The 14576-nt window shown below is 67.8% G+C and carries 21 protein-coding genes; 11 read left to right on the top strand and 10 right to left on the bottom strand.

Features of this window, described 5'->3' with window-relative positions; genetic code table 11:
* Positions 1-14: 14 nt before the first annotated feature.
* The 4 genes from ABIE19_RS16840 to ABIE19_RS16825 form a co-directional block, all read right to left on the bottom strand.
* A complete protein-coding gene (locus ABIE19_RS16840; RefSeq protein WP_354090400.1) occupies positions 15-581 on the bottom strand; it encodes a hypothetical protein in 567 nt (188 codons plus the stop codon).
* An 11-nt stretch (positions 582-592) separates the two neighbouring features.
* Positions 593-979 (bottom strand): VOC family protein, encoded by a 387-nt coding sequence (locus tag ABIE19_RS16835; RefSeq protein ID WP_354090399.1) that lies wholly within the window; start codon positions 977-979, stop codon positions 593-595.
* Between the two features lie 92 nt (positions 980-1071).
* The gene (locus tag ABIE19_RS16830) at positions 1072-1536 is read right to left on the bottom strand and encodes a GFA family protein (RefSeq protein WP_354090398.1); all 465 of its coding nucleotides are present in this window, start codon (positions 1534-1536) and stop codon (positions 1072-1074) included.
* Between the two features lie 16 nt (positions 1537-1552).
* A complete protein-coding gene (locus tag ABIE19_RS16825) occupies positions 1553-2659 on the bottom strand; it encodes an S-(hydroxymethyl)glutathione dehydrogenase/class III alcohol dehydrogenase (RefSeq protein ID WP_354090397.1) in 1107 nt (368 codons plus the stop codon).
* Positions 2660-2829: 170 nt separating this feature from the next.
* On the opposite strand from ABIE19_RS16825, the gene ABIE19_RS16820 reads away from it, so the two are divergent.
* The 3 genes from ABIE19_RS16820 to ABIE19_RS16810 all read left to right on the top strand — a co-directional run bounded on the left by ABIE19_RS16820 (position 2830) and on the right by ABIE19_RS16810 (position 4813).
* Positions 2830-3723, top strand: coding sequence for a LysR family transcriptional regulator (locus ABIE19_RS16820; protein ID WP_354090396.1), 894 nt, complete (start codon positions 2830-2832; stop codon positions 3721-3723).
* 95 nt (positions 3724-3818) lie between these two features.
* Positions 3819-4115, top strand: a complete 297-nt coding sequence (locus ABIE19_RS16815) for a hypothetical protein (protein WP_354090395.1) — start codon at positions 3819-3821, stop codon at positions 4113-4115.
* Entirely contained in the window at positions 4112-4813 is a 702-nt protein-coding gene (locus ABIE19_RS16810) for an NAD-dependent deacylase (RefSeq protein WP_354090394.1), read from the top strand. The genes ABIE19_RS16815 and ABIE19_RS16810 overlap by 4 nt, the downstream gene beginning before the upstream one ends.
* A gap of 35 nt (positions 4814-4848) precedes the next feature.
* On the opposite strand, the gene ABIE19_RS16805 is transcribed toward ABIE19_RS16810, so the two are convergent.
* The 3 genes from ABIE19_RS16805 to ABIE19_RS16795 all read right to left on the bottom strand — a co-directional run bounded on the left by ABIE19_RS16805 (position 4849) and on the right by ABIE19_RS16795 (position 7125).
* Positions 4849-5172 carry a YnfA family protein gene (locus ABIE19_RS16805; protein ID WP_354090393.1) on the bottom strand — a complete coding sequence of 108 codons (324 nt, stop codon included), beginning with the start codon at positions 5170-5172 and terminating at the stop codon, positions 4849-4851.
* On the bottom strand, positions 5169-5951 hold the full coding sequence (locus ABIE19_RS16800; protein ID WP_354090392.1) for an RNA methyltransferase: 783 nt from the start codon (positions 5949-5951) through the stop codon (positions 5169-5171). Before ABIE19_RS16800 ends, ABIE19_RS16805 begins: the two co-directional genes overlap by 4 nt.
* A gap of 145 nt (positions 5952-6096) precedes the next feature.
* On the bottom strand, positions 6097-7125 hold the full coding sequence (locus tag ABIE19_RS16795) for a phospholipase C/P1 nuclease family protein (RefSeq protein WP_354090391.1): 1029 nt from the start codon (positions 7123-7125) through the stop codon (positions 6097-6099).
* Positions 7126-7528: 403 nt separating this feature from the next.
* Here ABIE19_RS16795 and ABIE19_RS16790 point away from each other — a divergent pair, with 403 nt between their 5' ends.
* Positions 7529-8083: a 3D domain-containing protein gene (locus tag ABIE19_RS16790; protein WP_354090390.1), complete on the top strand. Its 555-nt coding sequence runs from the start codon at positions 7529-7531 to the stop codon at positions 8081-8083.
* Positions 8084-8161: 78 nt separating this feature from the next.
* Here ABIE19_RS16790 and ABIE19_RS16785 read toward each other — a convergent pair whose 3' ends face one another.
* Both ABIE19_RS16785 and ABIE19_RS16780 read right to left on the bottom strand, forming a co-directional pair.
* The gene (locus tag ABIE19_RS16785) at positions 8162-8482 is read right to left on the bottom strand and encodes an Mpo1-like protein (protein ID WP_354090389.1); all 321 of its coding nucleotides are present in this window, start codon (positions 8480-8482) and stop codon (positions 8162-8164) included.
* Positions 8483-8532: 50 nt separating this feature from the next.
* On the bottom strand, positions 8533-10533 hold the full coding sequence (locus tag ABIE19_RS16780) for a DEAD/DEAH box helicase (protein WP_354090388.1): 2001 nt from the start codon (positions 10531-10533) through the stop codon (positions 8533-8535).
* 171 nt (positions 10534-10704) lie between these two features.
* On the opposite strand from ABIE19_RS16780, the gene ABIE19_RS16775 reads away from it, so the two are divergent.
* Positions 10705-10980, top strand: coding sequence for a flagellar basal body rod C-terminal domain-containing protein (locus tag ABIE19_RS16775; protein ID WP_354090387.1), 276 nt, complete (start codon positions 10705-10707; stop codon positions 10978-10980).
* Between the two features lie 3 nt (positions 10981-10983).
* Here the strand turns inward: ABIE19_RS16775 and ABIE19_RS16770 are convergent, their stop codons facing one another.
* The gene (locus ABIE19_RS16770; RefSeq protein WP_354090386.1) at positions 10984-11676 is read right to left on the bottom strand and encodes a winged helix-turn-helix transcriptional regulator; all 693 of its coding nucleotides are present in this window, start codon (positions 11674-11676) and stop codon (positions 10984-10986) included.
* A gap of 56 nt (positions 11677-11732) precedes the next feature.
* Here ABIE19_RS16770 and ABIE19_RS16765 point away from each other — a divergent pair, with 56 nt between their 5' ends.
* From ABIE19_RS16765 to ABIE19_RS16740, 6 genes are all read left to right on the top strand, one after another.
* Positions 11733-12176, top strand: coding sequence for a VOC family protein (locus tag ABIE19_RS16765; protein WP_354090385.1), 444 nt, complete (start codon positions 11733-11735; stop codon positions 12174-12176).
* A 3-nt stretch (positions 12177-12179) separates the two neighbouring features.
* Entirely contained in the window at positions 12180-12635 is a 456-nt protein-coding gene (locus ABIE19_RS16760) for an SRPBCC family protein (protein ID WP_354090384.1), read from the top strand.
* Between the two features lie 29 nt (positions 12636-12664).
* On the top strand, positions 12665-13093 hold the full coding sequence (locus tag ABIE19_RS16755; protein ID WP_354090383.1) for a VOC family protein: 429 nt from the start codon (positions 12665-12667) through the stop codon (positions 13091-13093).
* Positions 13090-13581 (top strand): VOC family protein, encoded by a 492-nt coding sequence (locus ABIE19_RS16750; protein WP_354090382.1) that lies wholly within the window; start codon positions 13090-13092, stop codon positions 13579-13581. The genes ABIE19_RS16755 and ABIE19_RS16750 overlap by 4 nt, the downstream gene beginning before the upstream one ends.
* A gap of 141 nt (positions 13582-13722) precedes the next feature.
* Positions 13723-14070, top strand: coding sequence for a DUF1428 domain-containing protein (locus ABIE19_RS16745; protein ID WP_354090381.1), 348 nt, complete (start codon positions 13723-13725; stop codon positions 14068-14070).
* Between the two features lie 178 nt (positions 14071-14248).
* Entirely contained in the window at positions 14249-14512 is a 264-nt protein-coding gene (locus ABIE19_RS16740; protein ID WP_354090380.1) for a DUF2798 domain-containing protein, read from the top strand.
* Positions 14513-14576 lie beyond the last annotated feature (64 nt).

Below are 14576 nucleotides of genomic sequence, written 5' to 3'. Positions count from 1 at the left end.
AACTCAAACTCCGATCAGTCGGGCCAGACGCGGGCCATGAAGGCGTCGTCCAGCAGGCCGCCGTCCTTCGCAAAATGCCCATACCAGTCGCGCGGGATCGGCGGGCTGGCCCCGGCGGGCGGAGGGCCGCCGCCCCAGGCGTCGAAGCCGATCCCGACCAGAATCGGTCCCTCGCGCACGGCGGGCGCAGGCAGGGACTCGACCGCCTTGACCACGGCCGCGACGGTTTCAGGCGAAGGCGCCGGTTCGCCGGTGACGACCCAGGCCCTGGCCCGTCCGCCCGGCTTGACCATCAGCAGCAGCATGCCCGAGGCGCCGGGCTGAACCGGCGCGGCGCGCACGGCGCCCTCGGCCGCCGTCCCCGCCGCCTGCACATAGGGCGACAGGACCGAGACCTCGACCCGCTTCTTCATGACGGGATCGGGCAGATAGAGGACCACGTCCTTGCCGGCCCAGGCTTCCGCCGGAGCCGAAGCCGAAGGCGGCGCGTCGGACCTGCCGCCGGCACGATCGCATGCGGCCAATCCCAGGGACAGCCCGATCGTCGCCAGCCCCGCCCACGCCGCCGCCTTCGTCTTCATCGCTTCAATCCTCAGCTCGCCCGGTGAACGGCGCAGACCTTGTTGCCCGACGGATCGCGCAGATAGGCCAGGTGCATGACGCCGAACGCCGTGCTGCGCGGACCCGCCGGATCCTCGATGGCCACGCCGCCCGCCGCAACCCCGGCCTCGGCGAAGGCGATGACGGCTTCCGGGTTCGGCGCTGCGAAGCCGATGGTGCCGCCGTTGGCGTGGCAGGCGGCCTGACCGTCGCGCGGCGTGACCACGCCTAGCATGCCGCGCGGCGTCATGTACCAGACGCCGGGCATGGGCACCTCGCTGGGCACGCCGGGCTGATGGCCCAGGGCGCCGAGCACCGCGTCATAGAATTTGCGCGACGCCTCGACGTCGTTGGCGCCGAGCGTGACGTGAGTGAACATGTTTCATCCTCCCAGAAGACCCGGCCCTTCGCCGAGCGCGGCAAGCTAAGCCTTTAAAGTTTCTTTTGGCAACTGACTATTGCTGCAGCTGCTCAATCCGGCCGCACGCCTTCACGGGCATAGCCGCTCATCAGTTCGGCGTAGTCTTCGACCGGCGGGAATTCCGGATAGCCGATCCGGGCGCCGGACTGGGCGCCCGACAGTCGCTCCGTCACATAGGTGTCGGCGTAGGGACGCACCCAGGCCCCGTCGTCCAGCAGGCTGGGCCGCAGGTTGACGAACTGCCCGTCGGCTATGCCGCGCGTGAACAGCCAGGTCTTGCACGAGGGACAGAAGTGATGCTCCGGCACAGGATTGTGCAGACCGCCGATCTCCGTCTCGCCCTCCACCGACAGCCCCGAGGCCGGCAGCATCAGGGTCAGCGAATAGGCCCCGCCCGTCAGCTTCTGGCAGGCGCGACAGTGACAGGCGGAGGCGAAAACCGGCGCCTCCGTCACATGGACCTGCACCCGACCGCACAGGCAGGCCCCGCTCCACGGCAGCTTCCAGTCACTCATCGCGTATCCTTCCTGATTAGAAGACGATCACCGAACGGATGCTCTTGCCTTCGTGCATCAGGTCGAAGGCCTCGTTGATGCGTTCCAGCGGCAGGGTGTGGGTGATCATGGGGTCGATCTCGATCTTGCCGTCCATGTACCAGTCGACGATCTTCGGCGTGTCGGTGCGGCCGCGCGCGCCGCCGAAGGCCGAGCCCTTCCAGACACGGCCGGTGACCAGTTGGAACGGACGGGTGGCGATCTCCTTGCCCGCCTCGGCCACGCCAATGACGATGCTCTCGCCCCAGCCGCGATGGCAGGCTTCCAGCGCCTGACGCATGACCACGGTGTTGCCGGTGCAGTCGAAGGTATAGTCGGCGCCGCCGTCGGTCAGCTCGACCAGATGGGCCACCACGTCGGAGACGTCCTTGGGATTGACGAAATGGGTCATGCCGAAGCGGCGGCCCCATTCCTCCTTGTCGCCGTTGATGTCGACGCCGACGATCATGTCGGCCCCGACCAGCTTCAGCCCCTGGATGACGTTCAGGCCGATGCCGCCCAGACCGAAGACCACGGCCTTGGCGCCCGGCTCGACCTTGGCCGTGTTGACCACGGCGCCCACGCCCGTCGTCACGCCGCAGCCGATATAGCAGGCCTTGTCGAAGGGGGCGTCCTTGCGGATCTTGGCCACCGCGATCTCGGGCAGGACGGTGTAGTTCGAGAAGGTCGAGCAGCCCATGTAGTGGGCGATGGCCTGACCCTTGTAGCTGAAGCGGCTGGAGCCGTCGGGCATCAGACCCTTGCCCTGCGTCGCCCGGATCGAGGTGCACAGGTTGGTCTTGCGGCTCAGGCACGACTTACACTGACGGCATTCCGGCGTGTAGAGCGGGATGACATGGTCGCCGACCGCGAGGCTGGTCACACCCGGCCCCACCTCGACCACCACGCCTGCGCCTTCATGGCCCAGGATCGACGGGAAGATGCCCTCGGAGTCCAGACCGTCCAGCGTATAGGCGTCAGTGTGGCAGACCCCCGTGGCCTTGATCTCGATCAGCACCTCGCCCGCGCGCGGGCCCTCCAGATCGACCTCGACGATCTCGAGCGGGCGTTTGGCTTCGAACGCGACGGCGGCGCGGGTTTTCATGGTGAGTGGTCCTTCGGACGCCCCTAACGCTCGCGACGCGGTCGCTCGCTGCTTCAGGGGCATGAGGTGACTGAATTGGCGTCTGTTCTACGCCCGTCGCGGCGGGGCGGATATGGCGACGACCGCAAAACATTATTGTCGTAATGCAACAATCATGATCGAACGTCCCGATGAGCCGTTGGGACGGGATCGACGAATTCACCGCTGTCGCCGAACAGGCCAGTTTCTCGGCCGCCGCCAAGCGGCTGGGCCTGTCGACCTCCGCCGTCAGCCGCGAGATCGCCCGGCTGGAGGATCGCCTGCAGACCCGCCTGCTCCATCGCACCACCCGCCGGGTCGAACTGACCGACGCCGGCCGCGACTTCCTGGCCCGCTGTCGCCGCCTGATCGACGAGCGCGACGAGGCCCTGGCCGCCGTTCAGCCGGACGATCAGGCCCCGCGCGGCCTGCTGCGCATGACCTGTTCCGTCTCCTACGGCGAGCGGTTCATCGCTCCCGCCGTCAACGCCTTCGCACGCCAGAACCCGGAACTGCGGATCGAACTGGACCTCGACAACCGCCTGCGTGACCTGGTCGGCGACGGTTATGATCTGGCGGTGCGGTTCGGCCACCTGACCGACTCCCGCCTGATGGCGCGACGCCTGGCGTCGCGGCGGCTGATCCTGTGCGCCAGCCCGGACTATCTGGCCCGGCGCGGCGCCCCGCGCGACCTGTCCGAGATCGCCAGCCACGACGGCCTGATCGGCTCGTCCGAACATTGGCGCTTCACCGAGGCCGGGCGCGAGGTCAGCCTTCGCCCCTCCGGCCGTTGGCGCTGCAACTCCGGCGCGGCGGTGCTGGACGCGGCGTTGCAAGGCCTCGGCCTGTGCCAGTTGCCCGACTTCTACGTGGCCGAGGCTCTGGCGTCCGGCGCCCTCGTCTCCCTGCTCGACGACCAACGCCCGCCTGACGAAGGCGTCTGGGCCGTCCACCCCCACCCCCGCCACGTCCCGCCCAAGGTCCGCGCCATGATCGACTGGCTGCATGAGCGGCTGTCAGCGGCGGTCGATCGGAATCAGGGCTAGACTGACGACGATGCAGAGCCTGAGTCTCGCCTATCTGAAAGTTCGTCGTCTGGTGGACGCCCTGCTGTCGAACGCCGCGCCTTGAGATCGGCCCATTGGACATTCGACGCCACGACCTGTTGGCCGCCGTTCCGTTCGCAATGTTCCCGCCGCTCATCCTCTTTCACCATTTCGTCGCCTCCCTGCCCTGGACGGCTTGGTTGCTGGGCCTGGCGTGGACCGTCATTTCGGCAAGTTTCATTGGATGGAGGGCTTGGCGGTTGATCCGGGCCACCAACATCAAGAACGCTCGCGACTATGATCGCCGCGCCAAGTTTGACCTTCCGCTTGAGTACGCCGCGTCCGAAAGCCTGCTGGCGCATCAGCGACGCCAACGGAGAACCAACCGATGAACCTCGTCGTCCTGACCGGCGCCGGCGTCTCCGCCGAGAGCGGCGTGCCGACCTTCCGCGCCTCGGACGGGCTGTGGGAGGGGCATCGCATCGAGGCGGTGGCGACGCCCGAGGGGTTCGCGGCTGACCCTGCTCTGGTGCAGGACTTCTACAACCAGCGGCGGCGGCGATTAGGCGACGTTCAGCCCAACGCCGCCCATCGCGCCCTGGCCGATCTGGCCGCGCGCTGGGACGGCGGCTTCCTGCTGGTGACGCAGAACGTGGATGACCTGCACGACCGCGCCCACGCCGAGGTCGCCCCCGCCAAGAGGTTCGAACTGATCCACATGCACGGCGAACTGCTGAAGGCGCGCTGCACCGCCTCGGGCGTGGTCAGCGACTGGCCCGGCGATCTCCTGGCCGATCATCCGTCGCCGCATCATCCCGGCGGCCGCATGCGCCCGCACATCGTCTGGTTCGGAGAAATCCCGCTGGAGATGGAGCGGATCGAGGCGGCGTTGGAGCGGTGCGACCTCTTCCTGTCCATCGGCACCTCGGGCGCGGTCTATCCGGCGGCGGGCTTCGTCCAGTCGGCGCGCATGGCCGGGGCCCGGACGGTGGAGATCAACCTGGAGCCGACGCCCGGCGCCCGCCTGTTCGACGAGGGCGTCTACGGCCCGGCGACGCAGGTCCTGCCGCCCTTCCTGGCCAGCCTTTGACCGTAAGCTCCTCCCCCGCTTCGCAGGGGAGGCGTTCAGCCGCGCGGCCCGAACAGGATGAGCCCGGCCCCGATCAGGCAGACGGCCCCGCCGATCAGGTCCCAGCGATCCGGCGTCGTCTTCTCCACCAGGGCCATCCAGGCCAGAGACGCGCAGATATAGACTCCGCCATAGGCCGCGAAGGCCCGACCCGCCGCATCGCTGGGAACCAGGGTCAGAAGCCAGGCGAAGGCGATCAGGCTGATCACGCCGGGAACCAGCCAGACCGGCGAGCGGTCCAGCTTGAGCCAGGCCCAGAAGGCGAAACAGCCGCCGATCTCGGCCAGGGCGGCCAGGGGATAGACGAGGGCGAGCTTCACTCGCCCTTCGCTTCCGTCGCGCGTTTCTCGGCCAGCTTGGCCAGCACCCGGCCCCGCCCCTTGGCGAGGGCGTGGACGGCGCCGCGCATGGTGGCGACCTCCTGCTCGGTGAAGGCGGCGCGGCCCAGCATGACCCTCAGGTTCTGGCTCATGGAGCGCTTCTTCTCGGGCGGATGGAAGAAGCCCCCCGCCTCCAGCTCGGCCTCGAAATGCTCGTACATGCCCAGCAGCAGGTCGTTCGACGCCGGCGGATCGCCCTCGCGGAAGCGCGGCGGCGGAGCGTCCAGGATCAGGGTGCGCCACTCATAGGCGTTGATCGCCACGGCCTGGGCCAGGTTCAGCGAATGGTGCCGGGGGTCGATCGGGATGGTGACGATCCCGGCGCACAGGGCGATGTCGGTCGTCTCCAACCCCGCGCGCTCGCCGCCGAACAGCAGGCCGGTCTTCAGACCCGACGCCGTGTCGTCATAGAGGATGCGGGCGCTTTCGCGCGGGGTGCGGACCGGCTGGCGCGTCTCGCGCGGGCGAGCGGTGGTGGCGAAGACGGTGTTCAGGTCGGCCATGGCCTCGGCCACGCTGTCGAACACCTTCACCCCTTCCAGCACCCAGTCCGCGCCGGACGCCGTGGCCCAGGCGCGATCCTGGGGCCAGCCGTCGCGCGGGCTGACCAGCCGCAGTTCCGACAGGCCGAAATTGGCCATGACCCGGGCGACCGAGCCGATGTTGTCGGCCATCTGGGACTTGTCGAGGATGACGACGGGGGGCGTGAGTTCAGTCATGGGCGGTCCTTACCCCTTCTCCCCTTGAGGGAGAAGGCGGCAGACGAAGCCTGACGGACGAAGGTTCCTCTCGGACCTTTGCGCAGACACCCCTCATCCGGCCCTCCGGGCCACCTTCTCCCGCAAGGGGAGAAGTAAGAAGGCGTCAGTCGTCGCCGATCATCGAGATCCAGGGGTCGACCCGCCCAGCCTCGACCTCGGCCACCTTGACCGCCGGCCAGCCGACGGAGCTGCCAGCCGAGACGCGCCAGGCGGCGGTCACGAAGTCGCGCAGTTCCGACGCCCCGGCCGCCAGGCGCTCGGCGACGAAGACGGCGCCGCGCGGGTCCGTGTCCTTGAAGGCCCCAGCCTTCTCCAGCCGGTAGAAGGGCGTCACCGTCGCCAGGGTGGCGTTCAGTTGAGCCGCCGTGCGGGCGCGCAGATCGAAGCCCTCGACGTTCGGCGGCGCCATGGCCGCCTCCACCGCATCCAGACGCAGGACGCGGCTGGTGAAGGCCCCTTCGAAATCGCCGTGGGTGCGGCGCGAGGTGGTGAAGCCCTCGGGGTTTTCCCCGGCCCAGCCGTTGAAGTGAATGGTCGTGTGGTGCGGCTGAGAGGCGTCGCCGACATAGTGGCTCAGCACGCCGATGTCGCGCAGGATCAGGGCCTCGCGACGCTCGCGATCGGCCTTGTACCAGGCCTGCTTGCCCGGATCGGCCTCGCGCGCCTCCGCGGCGGTCAGGACGCGCCAGTAGGCGAAGTCCCGCTCCAGGTTCTGCCAGGCGTCCATAATCGCGTAGGGCAGATAGCCCGCCTTATCCACGTCCAGACCCGCGCGGATCAGGGCGGCGTCGTATTCCGATTTCAGGCGCGGCAGCTCGGCCATAGTCATGCCGCGCGCGTCCATCACCCGCCCCTGGTCGTCCATGTCGACGAAGTGGGCCGTGTCGCGCTCGCGGTCATGCGGCTGACCCGCGCCCTTCCAGCGGTCGGGCTCGCGCGAATATTCGCCGACGTCGGCGGCGGCCCCGGCCGTGCGCAGGAAGGCCGGCAGGTCGCCCGGCAGGTGGCGCATGGCGGCGACACCGATCACACGGTGCCCCGAACTTCCCCAGGCGCCGACGTGGACGGCGGGCGCGGCGACCAGCATGACGGCGGCGGCGGAGATCATCAGGCGTTTGACTTGACGCTTCATCGGGGAACACCGGCGGAAAATTCGGAAAGGGAAACGACGGCTTATCCCATTCCGGCGCTCGCCTCCACCCGCTCATGCCCATGCGTGGCCGCACGATCACGCCGCCGTTATCTTGGGTTCATCGACAGCATTTCTTGGAAATAAAGTGTTACATGCCCCGACAAAGACGTTAACCGGACAGCTTATCGCTACAGTATAGAAGTCAGATACGTCGAATATTGATTTCGTTGCCGCCACATATGCTGTGACAATTGGGCGATATGCTGATCCGCCTGTGGATGACATCGCTGTTAATCACACCGAAAGGATGCGCCTGATCTCAAGCGACACGGTTTCGCCACAATTGAAAGCGACATAGCCCGCGCCGGATCGTGTCGGGGCCGGTGCTTCCTGAGTCTGTTCGATGCTGAACACAGCCGCCGCGTTGGCCATGTTTTGGGCCGCCCTCTCCGGTTCCGGAGAGCCCCAGCCCTATGAAGCCGTCGTCGCCCTGGAGGCGGCTGCGGTCGTGGAAACCCCCGCGGCGGATGAAGGTTCCGTCGAAGCCTCCGCCCTTTCGGCCGAACAGGCCGAGTTGATGGAAGGCGATCCCGACTGGCGCGCCTCAGCCCGCCTCTATCACGCAGGCGGCGGCGGCGCGACGGGCAACGACTCGCTCGGTTGCCGTCCGATCGCCATGCGCACGGTCGCCGTCGACCCGCGCGTCATCCCGCGCCGCACCCGCCTCTTCATTCGTGAAACGGTCGGCCTGCGCCTGGCCGACGGCACCCGCCACGACGGTTACTGGTACGCCTCGGACACCGGCGGCGCGATCAAGGGCGCCAAGATCGATCTCTACACCGGCCACGGCCGCGGCTCGATGCGCCAGGCCCAGAGCCTGAACATGAAGACCCTGACCATCGCCGACGCCGGCGACTTCCAGGGCTGCCCCCCGGCCTGGGAGAACGCCTCGAACTGAGGCCGTTCACAGGCATGATGAAAAAGGCGGCTGGAGCGATCCAGCCGCCTTTTTCATGCCTCTCGCACGGGGCGGACGTCAGAACTTCCGCCTGCCCGTCACCGTCTCGAAAAACAGGCGGAAGTCGCCCATCAGGCTCCACAGCGGATATTTGAAGGTCGCCGGCCTGTTCTTCTCGAAGAAGAAATGCCCGACCCAGGCGAAGCCGTAGCCGACGATCGGCATGGCCAGCAGCCACCAGGGATTGCGCGTAACGCAGAAGGCCAGGAAGGCCGCGATCACCAGACCGGTGCCGACCACATGGATGCGGCGGCACGTCCGGTTGGAGTGCTCATGGATGTAATAGGGGTAGAAGGCCTCGAACGAGGCGTACCGCCCTTCGGGTTGCCGAGTGCTCATGACCCCAGCCTGCCCCTGGATCGCGCCGGGGGCAAGTCAGGACGCCTCGATCAGTCGAAGCGCTTGCCCGGCTTCTTGCCGCCCTTGGCGAAGGGAGGCTTGCCGCCCGGCTTGAAGCCCGGTTTGCCGCCTGGCTTGAAATCGCCCTTGGGCTTGAACGGCTTCTTGGCGCCCGGCCCCTTGGCGAAGGGCTTCTTGTCGCCTTCCGGCCGTTCGGCGCGCTCGCCCTCGGGACGGGGGGCGTAGGGCTTCTTGTTGAAGGCCGGGCGTTCACCGCCGCCTTCGCCCTCGCGCGGTTGCCACGGCTTCTTCTTGAACGGCGGGCGACCGCCCTCCCCGTCCTCGTCGCGGCGGAAGGGCTTCTTGGCGTAGGGGCGCTCGCCGCCTTCGTCGCGACGGTTGCGCGTCCCGCCCTTGAACATGCCCGCGTGCGGGGCTTCCGAAGGCGTGATGTTCGCCTCCTGGGTGTTCATGGCCGCCAGCTTCTTGAAGGCCTCGACGTGGGTGTTGGCGATCTCGAAGCGCGTCTCTTCGGGGAAGGTCTTGATCGAGCCGATCTGCTGCTTGGTGATGCCGCCGATGCGGCAGATCATCGGGATCAGCCACTTGGGATCGGCGTTGCGGTTGCGGCCGATGTCCATGCGGAACCACGAGACCTGGTCCGGCTGCAGGCGCTCGAAGGGCGAGGCCCCGGCGGCGAACTTGTCGCCCGCCTCCCCGCGCGGCTTGCGCTGCGGGCCCTGGCCCGGATCGACCAGGTCTTCAGGCGCCGGCAGGTCCTTGCGCAGCAGGACCAGCAGGGCGCGGGCCAGGTCTTCCGCCGTGCGCTCGGCCACCAGCTTGGCGATCAGGCCGGCGTCGTCCTCATTGCCTTCCTCGGCGAAGACGGGGGCGGCCAGCAGGCGCTGCTCGTCCTTGGCCAGGATCTCGTCGGCGGTCGGCGCCCCGGCCCAGGTCGCCTCGACGCCCGCCGAACCCAGCAGCATCTCGGCCTTGCGGCGACGGCTGCTCGGCACCAGCAGGATGGAGGTGCCCTTCTTGCCCGCGCGGCCGGTGCGGCCCGAACGGTGCAGCATGGTGGCCTTGTTGATCGGCAGTTCGGCGTGGATCACCAGGCCCAGGTCGGGCAGGTCCAGACCGCGCGCGGCCACATCGGTGGCGACGCAGACGCGGGCGCGGCCGTCGCGCAGGGCCTGAAGCGCGTCGGTGCGCTCGCGCTGGCCCATCTCGCCCGACAGGGCCACGGTCGCGAAGCCGCGCTCCAGCAGCGAGGACTGCAGGTGACGCACGCTGTCGCGCGTCGAGCAGAAGACCAGGGCGCCCGGCGCCTCATAGAAGCGCAGCACGTTGACGACGGCGTGCTCGATCTCGTTGGGGGCGATGCGCAGGGCGCGGTATTCGATGTCGCTGTGCGGCTGGCTGCGGTCGACGGTGTCGATGCGCACGGCGTCGCGCTGATAGCGCTTGGCCATCATGGCGATGTCGCGGGCGATGGTGGCCGAGAACAGCAGGGTGCGACGCTCGGGCGGCGACTGCTCCAGGATGTATTCCAGGTCTTCGCGGAAGCCCATGTCGAGCATCTCGTCGGCCTCGTCGAGCACCAGCACCTTCAGCGCCGACAAGTCCAGGTTGCCGCGGTCGATGTGGTCCTTCAGGCGGCCGGGCGTGCCGACCACGATGTGGATGCCGAAGTTCAGGGCGCGGGCTTCCTTGCGGGCGTCCATGCCGCCGACGCAGGTGGTGATCTTGGCCTTGGACTCTCCGTACAGCCATTCCAGCTCGGCCGAGACCTGCAGCGCCAGTTCGCGCGTCGGCGCGATGGCCAGCATCAGCGGCGCGTCGGCGGGACCAAAGGTTTCGTTCTCGCCCAGCAGGGACGAGGCCGCGGCCAGACCGAAGGCCACCGTCTTGCCCGATCCGGTCTGGGCCGAGACCAGCATGTCGGCCTCGCCGTGGCCTTCCAGAACGGCCGCCTGAACGGGGGTGGGCTCGGCATAGCCCTTGTTGGCGAGAGCGCGGTCTAGCGCGGGGTGGATCGCGGGAAAGGGCATATACGACCTGAAAAAGAGCAAGGCGGTCGCCGAAACGACCGCGCCCGGCCAAGGCGTCTCAGGCCGGCCGGGCGGGAAGAAGGCGCTCCCTATACACCAATAAGGGCCGAGGTGGGGCGTTATTCCCGAAAAAGACCGGCGTTCACCACGTCCGTTGAACGGCCGTTGACCATGAGCCCTCATTCTGGCCGCCTGACCGACGACGTCCGCCGTCCGCCCGGAGCCGTTCCTATGATGATCCCGCCGCTGAGCATCGCCGTCGCAGGAATGCAGGACGCCGCCGCCCGCTTCGAAACCAGCGCCCGGCGCGTCGCCTCAGGCGCGATGGACGACTATGCCGTCGAGGCGGTCGAGCAGATTCGCGCCAAGCAGGACTTCACCGCCAACGCCGCCGTCGTCCGCACCGCCGACGAGATGACCGGAACCCTGCTGGACATCCTGGCCTGACCCTCAGCCCGCCACCTTCTCCGGCAGGTGGAAGAAGTCGATGAAGCAGGCGAAGACGTCGCGGTCGCCCTCGATGCTCATCGCCCCCTCGCCTTCCAGCGCCTCCAGCGGAACCTTGCCGTAGACGGCGGCGGCCACGACCTGGGACGGAGCGCGCACCACCACCTCGCAGTCCTCGACCTCGCCGCGCGCGGCGACGATCACGCCGCCGGAAACCGTCACGACCATCCGGTCCTCGTCCATGGCGAAGCCCAGGCGCATGTCGGCGTCGGCGCCCAGGGCCGGGTCGAACATGGTCTCGAACGACTGCATGATCGACACCGCGCTGATCGGCAGGGTCGGGTCGTGCTGGGGCGAGCGCGCGGCCCAGCGGCCCAGGACCATGAAGACCGGCTTGATCTCATACCCCCAGTCGGTCAGTTCATAGACCTGGACCGAGGCGGGCGGCGGCAGCTTGCGCTTCCGGACGATGCCCGAGGCCTCCAGCCCTTCCAGTCTCTGCGTCAGGACGTTGGCCGACAGGCCGCACAGGTCTTTTCGCAGGTCGCCGAAACGCCGCGGCCCCATCATGAGTTCTCTGATCACCAGCAGGGCCCAGCGCTCGCCCACGAGGTCGAGGCCGTGCGCCGCGCCGCACGCGTCGTGATAGCGGCGGGAGCCTCCTGCGGACTGTGTAGTTACTTTTTCTAACTTCATAGTTGACTAACATAACACGATACGACAGGGTTAGACCAGACCAAGGGAGGAACACCATGAACAAGCTCATATTCGTCAATCTGCCCGTCACGGACCTGGCCCGCTCGGTCGCCTTCTACGAGGCGGTCGGCGCGACGATGAACCCCATGTTCTCGGACGAGACGGCGGCCTGCATGGACTTTTCGGACACCATCCACGCCATGCTGCTGACTCACGAGAAGTTCTCCAGCTTCACCGACCGCGCCATCCCCGACGCGCACAAGACGGCCCAGGTGCTGATCTGCGTCTCCGAGGACAGCCGCGAGGGCGTGGACGGCGTCATCGCCCGCGCGGGCTCGGCCGGCGGTCAGGCCGACCCCAACCCCAAGCAGGACTACGGCTTCATGTACGGCCGCAGCTACGCCGACCCGGACGGCCACATCTGGGAGATCATGTGGATGGACCCCGAGGCCGCCGCCCAGGGCCCCGAAGCCTTCGTCGCCCAGATGGGCGGAGCCTGAGCCATGAGCGACCTGTTCGAACTGAGCGTCAGCCGCTTCATCAAGGCTTCGCCGGAAGCGGTCTGGAAGGCCTTCACCGAACACGGGACCGAGTGGTTCACGCCCCGCCCCTGGACGACGCCCAAGGTCGACTACGACCTGCGCCCCGGCGGCCGCGCCGACATCGTCATGCAGTCGCCCGAGGGCGAGCGGCATGAGTACCGCGGCGTGGTGCTGGAGGTCGAACCCGGCCGTCGCATCGTCACCACCGGCGCCTTCACCGAGGGTTGGATCCCCCAGGCCGGCGATATGAACTTCGTGCGGATCGATACGTTCGAACCCGAGGGCGACGGCGTCCGCTACACCGCCCGCGCCCGCCACTGGGACGAAAAGGCCATGCAGACCCACCGCGACATGGGCTTCGAGATGGGTTGGGGCGCCGCCGCCGACCAACTGGCCGAGGTCGCGGAGCGCCTCTGAAAGACCCCAACCGCAACAGGAGACGCGTGATGAAGATCACCCCCAACCTGATGTTCAAGACCGAGGCGCGCGAGGCCTTCCAGGCCTATGCCGCCATCTTCAACGCCGACCGACTGGACCTGATCACCTTCGGCGACATGCCGGACGCCCCCGTCGGGCCGGAGTGGAAGGACAAGATCGCCCACGCCTGGCTGCAGATCGGCGACCAGGCCGTCATGGGTTCCGACAGCCCGCCGGGCGTCTGCGCCGACGGGGCCGAAACCGGCGGAGAGCCGGGCTCGGTCGCCCTGCACTTCGCCCTGAAGGACCAGGCGCAACGCATCTTCGACGCCCTGTCGGAAGGCGGCGCGGTCCAGATGCCCTTCGCCCCGACCGCCTGGTCGCCCGGCTTCGGCATGGTCCGCGATCGCTTCGGCAAGGACTGGATGGTCAACACCAACCCGGAACCCGCGTCATGACCGACAAGATCATCCCCTGCATCTGGTACGACCTGGGCCAGGCGAAAAAGGCGGCCGAGTTCTATGTCTCGCTCGGCCTGCCCGACAGCCGGATCGACCGCGTGGTCGCCAGTCCCTCCGACAATCCGTCCAGCCCGGCCGGCGCCGAACTGGTGGTCGAGTTCACCCTGGCGGGGCGGCGCTACGTCGGCCTGAACGGCGGACCGATCTTCCCCCAGACCGAGGCCGTCTCCTTCATGATCATGACCGATGATCAGGCCGAGACCGACCGCCTGTGGGACGCCGTCGTCGGAAACGGCGGCCAGGAAAGCCAGTGCGGCTGGTGCAAGGATCGCTGGGGCGTGAACTGGCAGATCACGCCGCGCCGCCTGATGGCCTTCTACGACGACCCCAACCCCGCCCGCACCCAGGCGGCCTTCGGCGCCATGATGACGATGAAGAAGATCGACATAGCCGCCCTGGAAGCCGCTGCTGACAAAGCCGGGTAGGCAGCCGAGCTAAGCCGCTCGTTCTGTCGCTTTCGACCAAGACACGACCCTACGCCCGCCCTGACGATCCACCCCCGCCCCTCAAGCAGCGAGCCGCCGCGCGGCGAGCGATAGGGGCCAACATCCAGAGGAAACACCAAAATGGCCTATGTCACCGGCTTCCTGACCCCCGTTAAGATCGTGGACAAGGAGCGCTACATCGCTTCGGCTCAGAAATCCTGGCCGCTGTTCAAGAAGTACGGCGCCTTGGAACAGGTCGAGACCTGGGGTGAAGACATCCCCCCCGGCAAGGTCACGGGCTTCGACCTGGCGGTGAAGCTCGAGGAAGGCGAAACCGTCGTCTTCTCCTGGCTGAAATGGCCCGACCGCGCCGCCGCCGACGCCTGCTGGGAGCAGATGCAGAACGACCCGGACTTCTCCGACATGGACATGCCCTTCGACGGCAAGCGCATGATGTGGGGCGGCTTCCAGCCCATCTTCGAAAGCTGATCTGACCCAAGGGCGGCCTTGCGCGACCGGATCGGACGCGCTAGGTCGCCCCTCGTCTTCCTCGCGAAGGCCGTAAGCGTCTCACGTCAGGCAACGCATCCTCCGGTCTCGGCCGGAACGTCCCGGTTTCGGGCGGATGCCACATGGCCGACGACCTCATTGATGAGACGACTTCAATATGAGCTACCCCTCCTTCATGACCCCGCGTCGCCTGCCGGCGCGCTACGCCGGTCTGGTGACGCCGCTGGTGCTGTCGCTGCTGATGACCTTTGTCGTCTCGGCCATCGCCACGGCCCGCAGCCTGGGCTTCACCCCGGCCTTCCCCTCGACCTGGATGTCGGCCTGGGGCCTGTCCTGGCTGGTCGCCTTCCCTACCCTGTTGCTGGTCCTGCCGGTGGTGCGCCGCATCGTCGGCCTGATCGTCGAAGCACCCCGCGCCTGATCGCAAAGACCTGACAGGAAAAGAAAAGGGGCGGTTCGCCTGAACCGCCCCCTCTCTTCGATCT

The sequence above is a fragment of the Brevundimonas faecalis genome (assembly GCF_040549405.1).
GTDB classification, from domain to species: Bacteria; Pseudomonadota; Alphaproteobacteria; order Caulobacterales; family Caulobacteraceae; genus Brevundimonas; species Brevundimonas faecalis.
Note: the sequence above shows the minus strand (reverse complement) of the source record. Positions and strands in the feature narration are given on the sequence as shown.

What these genes read in the sequence shown, in the direction of transcription:
- ABIE19_RS16780 (WP_354090388.1), bottom strand. Translation starts at nt 10,533, where the DNA reads ATGCCCTTTCCCGCGATCCACCCCGCGCTAGACCGCGCTCTCGCCAAC.
- ABIE19_RS16790 (WP_354090390.1), top strand. Translation starts at nt 7,529, where the DNA reads ATGCTGAACACAGCCGCCGCGTTGGCCATGTTTTGGGCCGCCCTCTCC.
- ABIE19_RS16825 (WP_354090397.1), bottom strand. Translation starts at nt 2,659, where the DNA reads ATGAAAACCCGCGCCGCCGTCGCGTTCGAAGCCAAACGCCCGCTCGAG.
- ABIE19_RS16810 (WP_354090394.1), top strand. Translation starts at nt 4,112, where the DNA reads ATGAACCTCGTCGTCCTGACCGGCGCCGGCGTCTCCGCCGAGAGCGGC.
- ABIE19_RS16800 (WP_354090392.1), bottom strand. Translation starts at nt 5,951, where the DNA reads ATGACTGAACTCACGCCCCCCGTCGTCATCCTCGACAAGTCCCAGATG.
- ABIE19_RS16820 (WP_354090396.1), top strand. Translation starts at nt 2,830, where the DNA reads ATGAGCCGTTGGGACGGGATCGACGAATTCACCGCTGTCGCCGAACAG.
- ABIE19_RS16740 (WP_354090380.1), top strand. Translation starts at nt 14,249, where the DNA reads ATGAGCTACCCCTCCTTCATGACCCCGCGTCGCCTGCCGGCGCGCTAC.
- ABIE19_RS16835 (WP_354090399.1), bottom strand. Translation starts at nt 979, where the DNA reads ATGTTCACTCACGTCACGCTCGGCGCCAACGACGTCGAGGCGTCGCGC.
- ABIE19_RS16750 (WP_354090382.1), top strand. Translation starts at nt 13,090, where the DNA reads ATGACCGACAAGATCATCCCCTGCATCTGGTACGACCTGGGCCAGGCG.
- ABIE19_RS16745 (WP_354090381.1), top strand. Translation starts at nt 13,723, where the DNA reads ATGGCCTATGTCACCGGCTTCCTGACCCCCGTTAAGATCGTGGACAAG.
- ABIE19_RS16770 (WP_354090386.1), bottom strand. Translation starts at nt 11,676, where the DNA reads ATGAAGTTAGAAAAAGTAACTACACAGTCCGCAGGAGGCTCCCGCCGC.
- ABIE19_RS16755 (WP_354090383.1), top strand. Translation starts at nt 12,665, where the DNA reads ATGAAGATCACCCCCAACCTGATGTTCAAGACCGAGGCGCGCGAGGCC.
- ABIE19_RS16785 (WP_354090389.1), bottom strand. Translation starts at nt 8,482, where the DNA reads ATGAGCACTCGGCAACCCGAAGGGCGGTACGCCTCGTTCGAGGCCTTC.
- ABIE19_RS16840 (WP_354090400.1), bottom strand. Translation starts at nt 581, where the DNA reads ATGAAGACGAAGGCGGCGGCGTGGGCGGGGCTGGCGACGATCGGGCTG.
- ABIE19_RS16775 (WP_354090387.1), top strand. Translation starts at nt 10,705, where the DNA reads ATGAGCCCTCATTCTGGCCGCCTGACCGACGACGTCCGCCGTCCGCCC.
- ABIE19_RS16765 (WP_354090385.1), top strand. Translation starts at nt 11,733, where the DNA reads ATGAACAAGCTCATATTCGTCAATCTGCCCGTCACGGACCTGGCCCGC.
- ABIE19_RS16795 (WP_354090391.1), bottom strand. Translation starts at nt 7,125, where the DNA reads ATGAAGCGTCAAGTCAAACGCCTGATGATCTCCGCCGCCGCCGTCATG.
- ABIE19_RS16760 (WP_354090384.1), top strand. Translation starts at nt 12,180, where the DNA reads ATGAGCGACCTGTTCGAACTGAGCGTCAGCCGCTTCATCAAGGCTTCG.
- ABIE19_RS16830 (WP_354090398.1), bottom strand. Translation starts at nt 1,536, where the DNA reads ATGAGTGACTGGAAGCTGCCGTGGAGCGGGGCCTGCCTGTGCGGTCGG.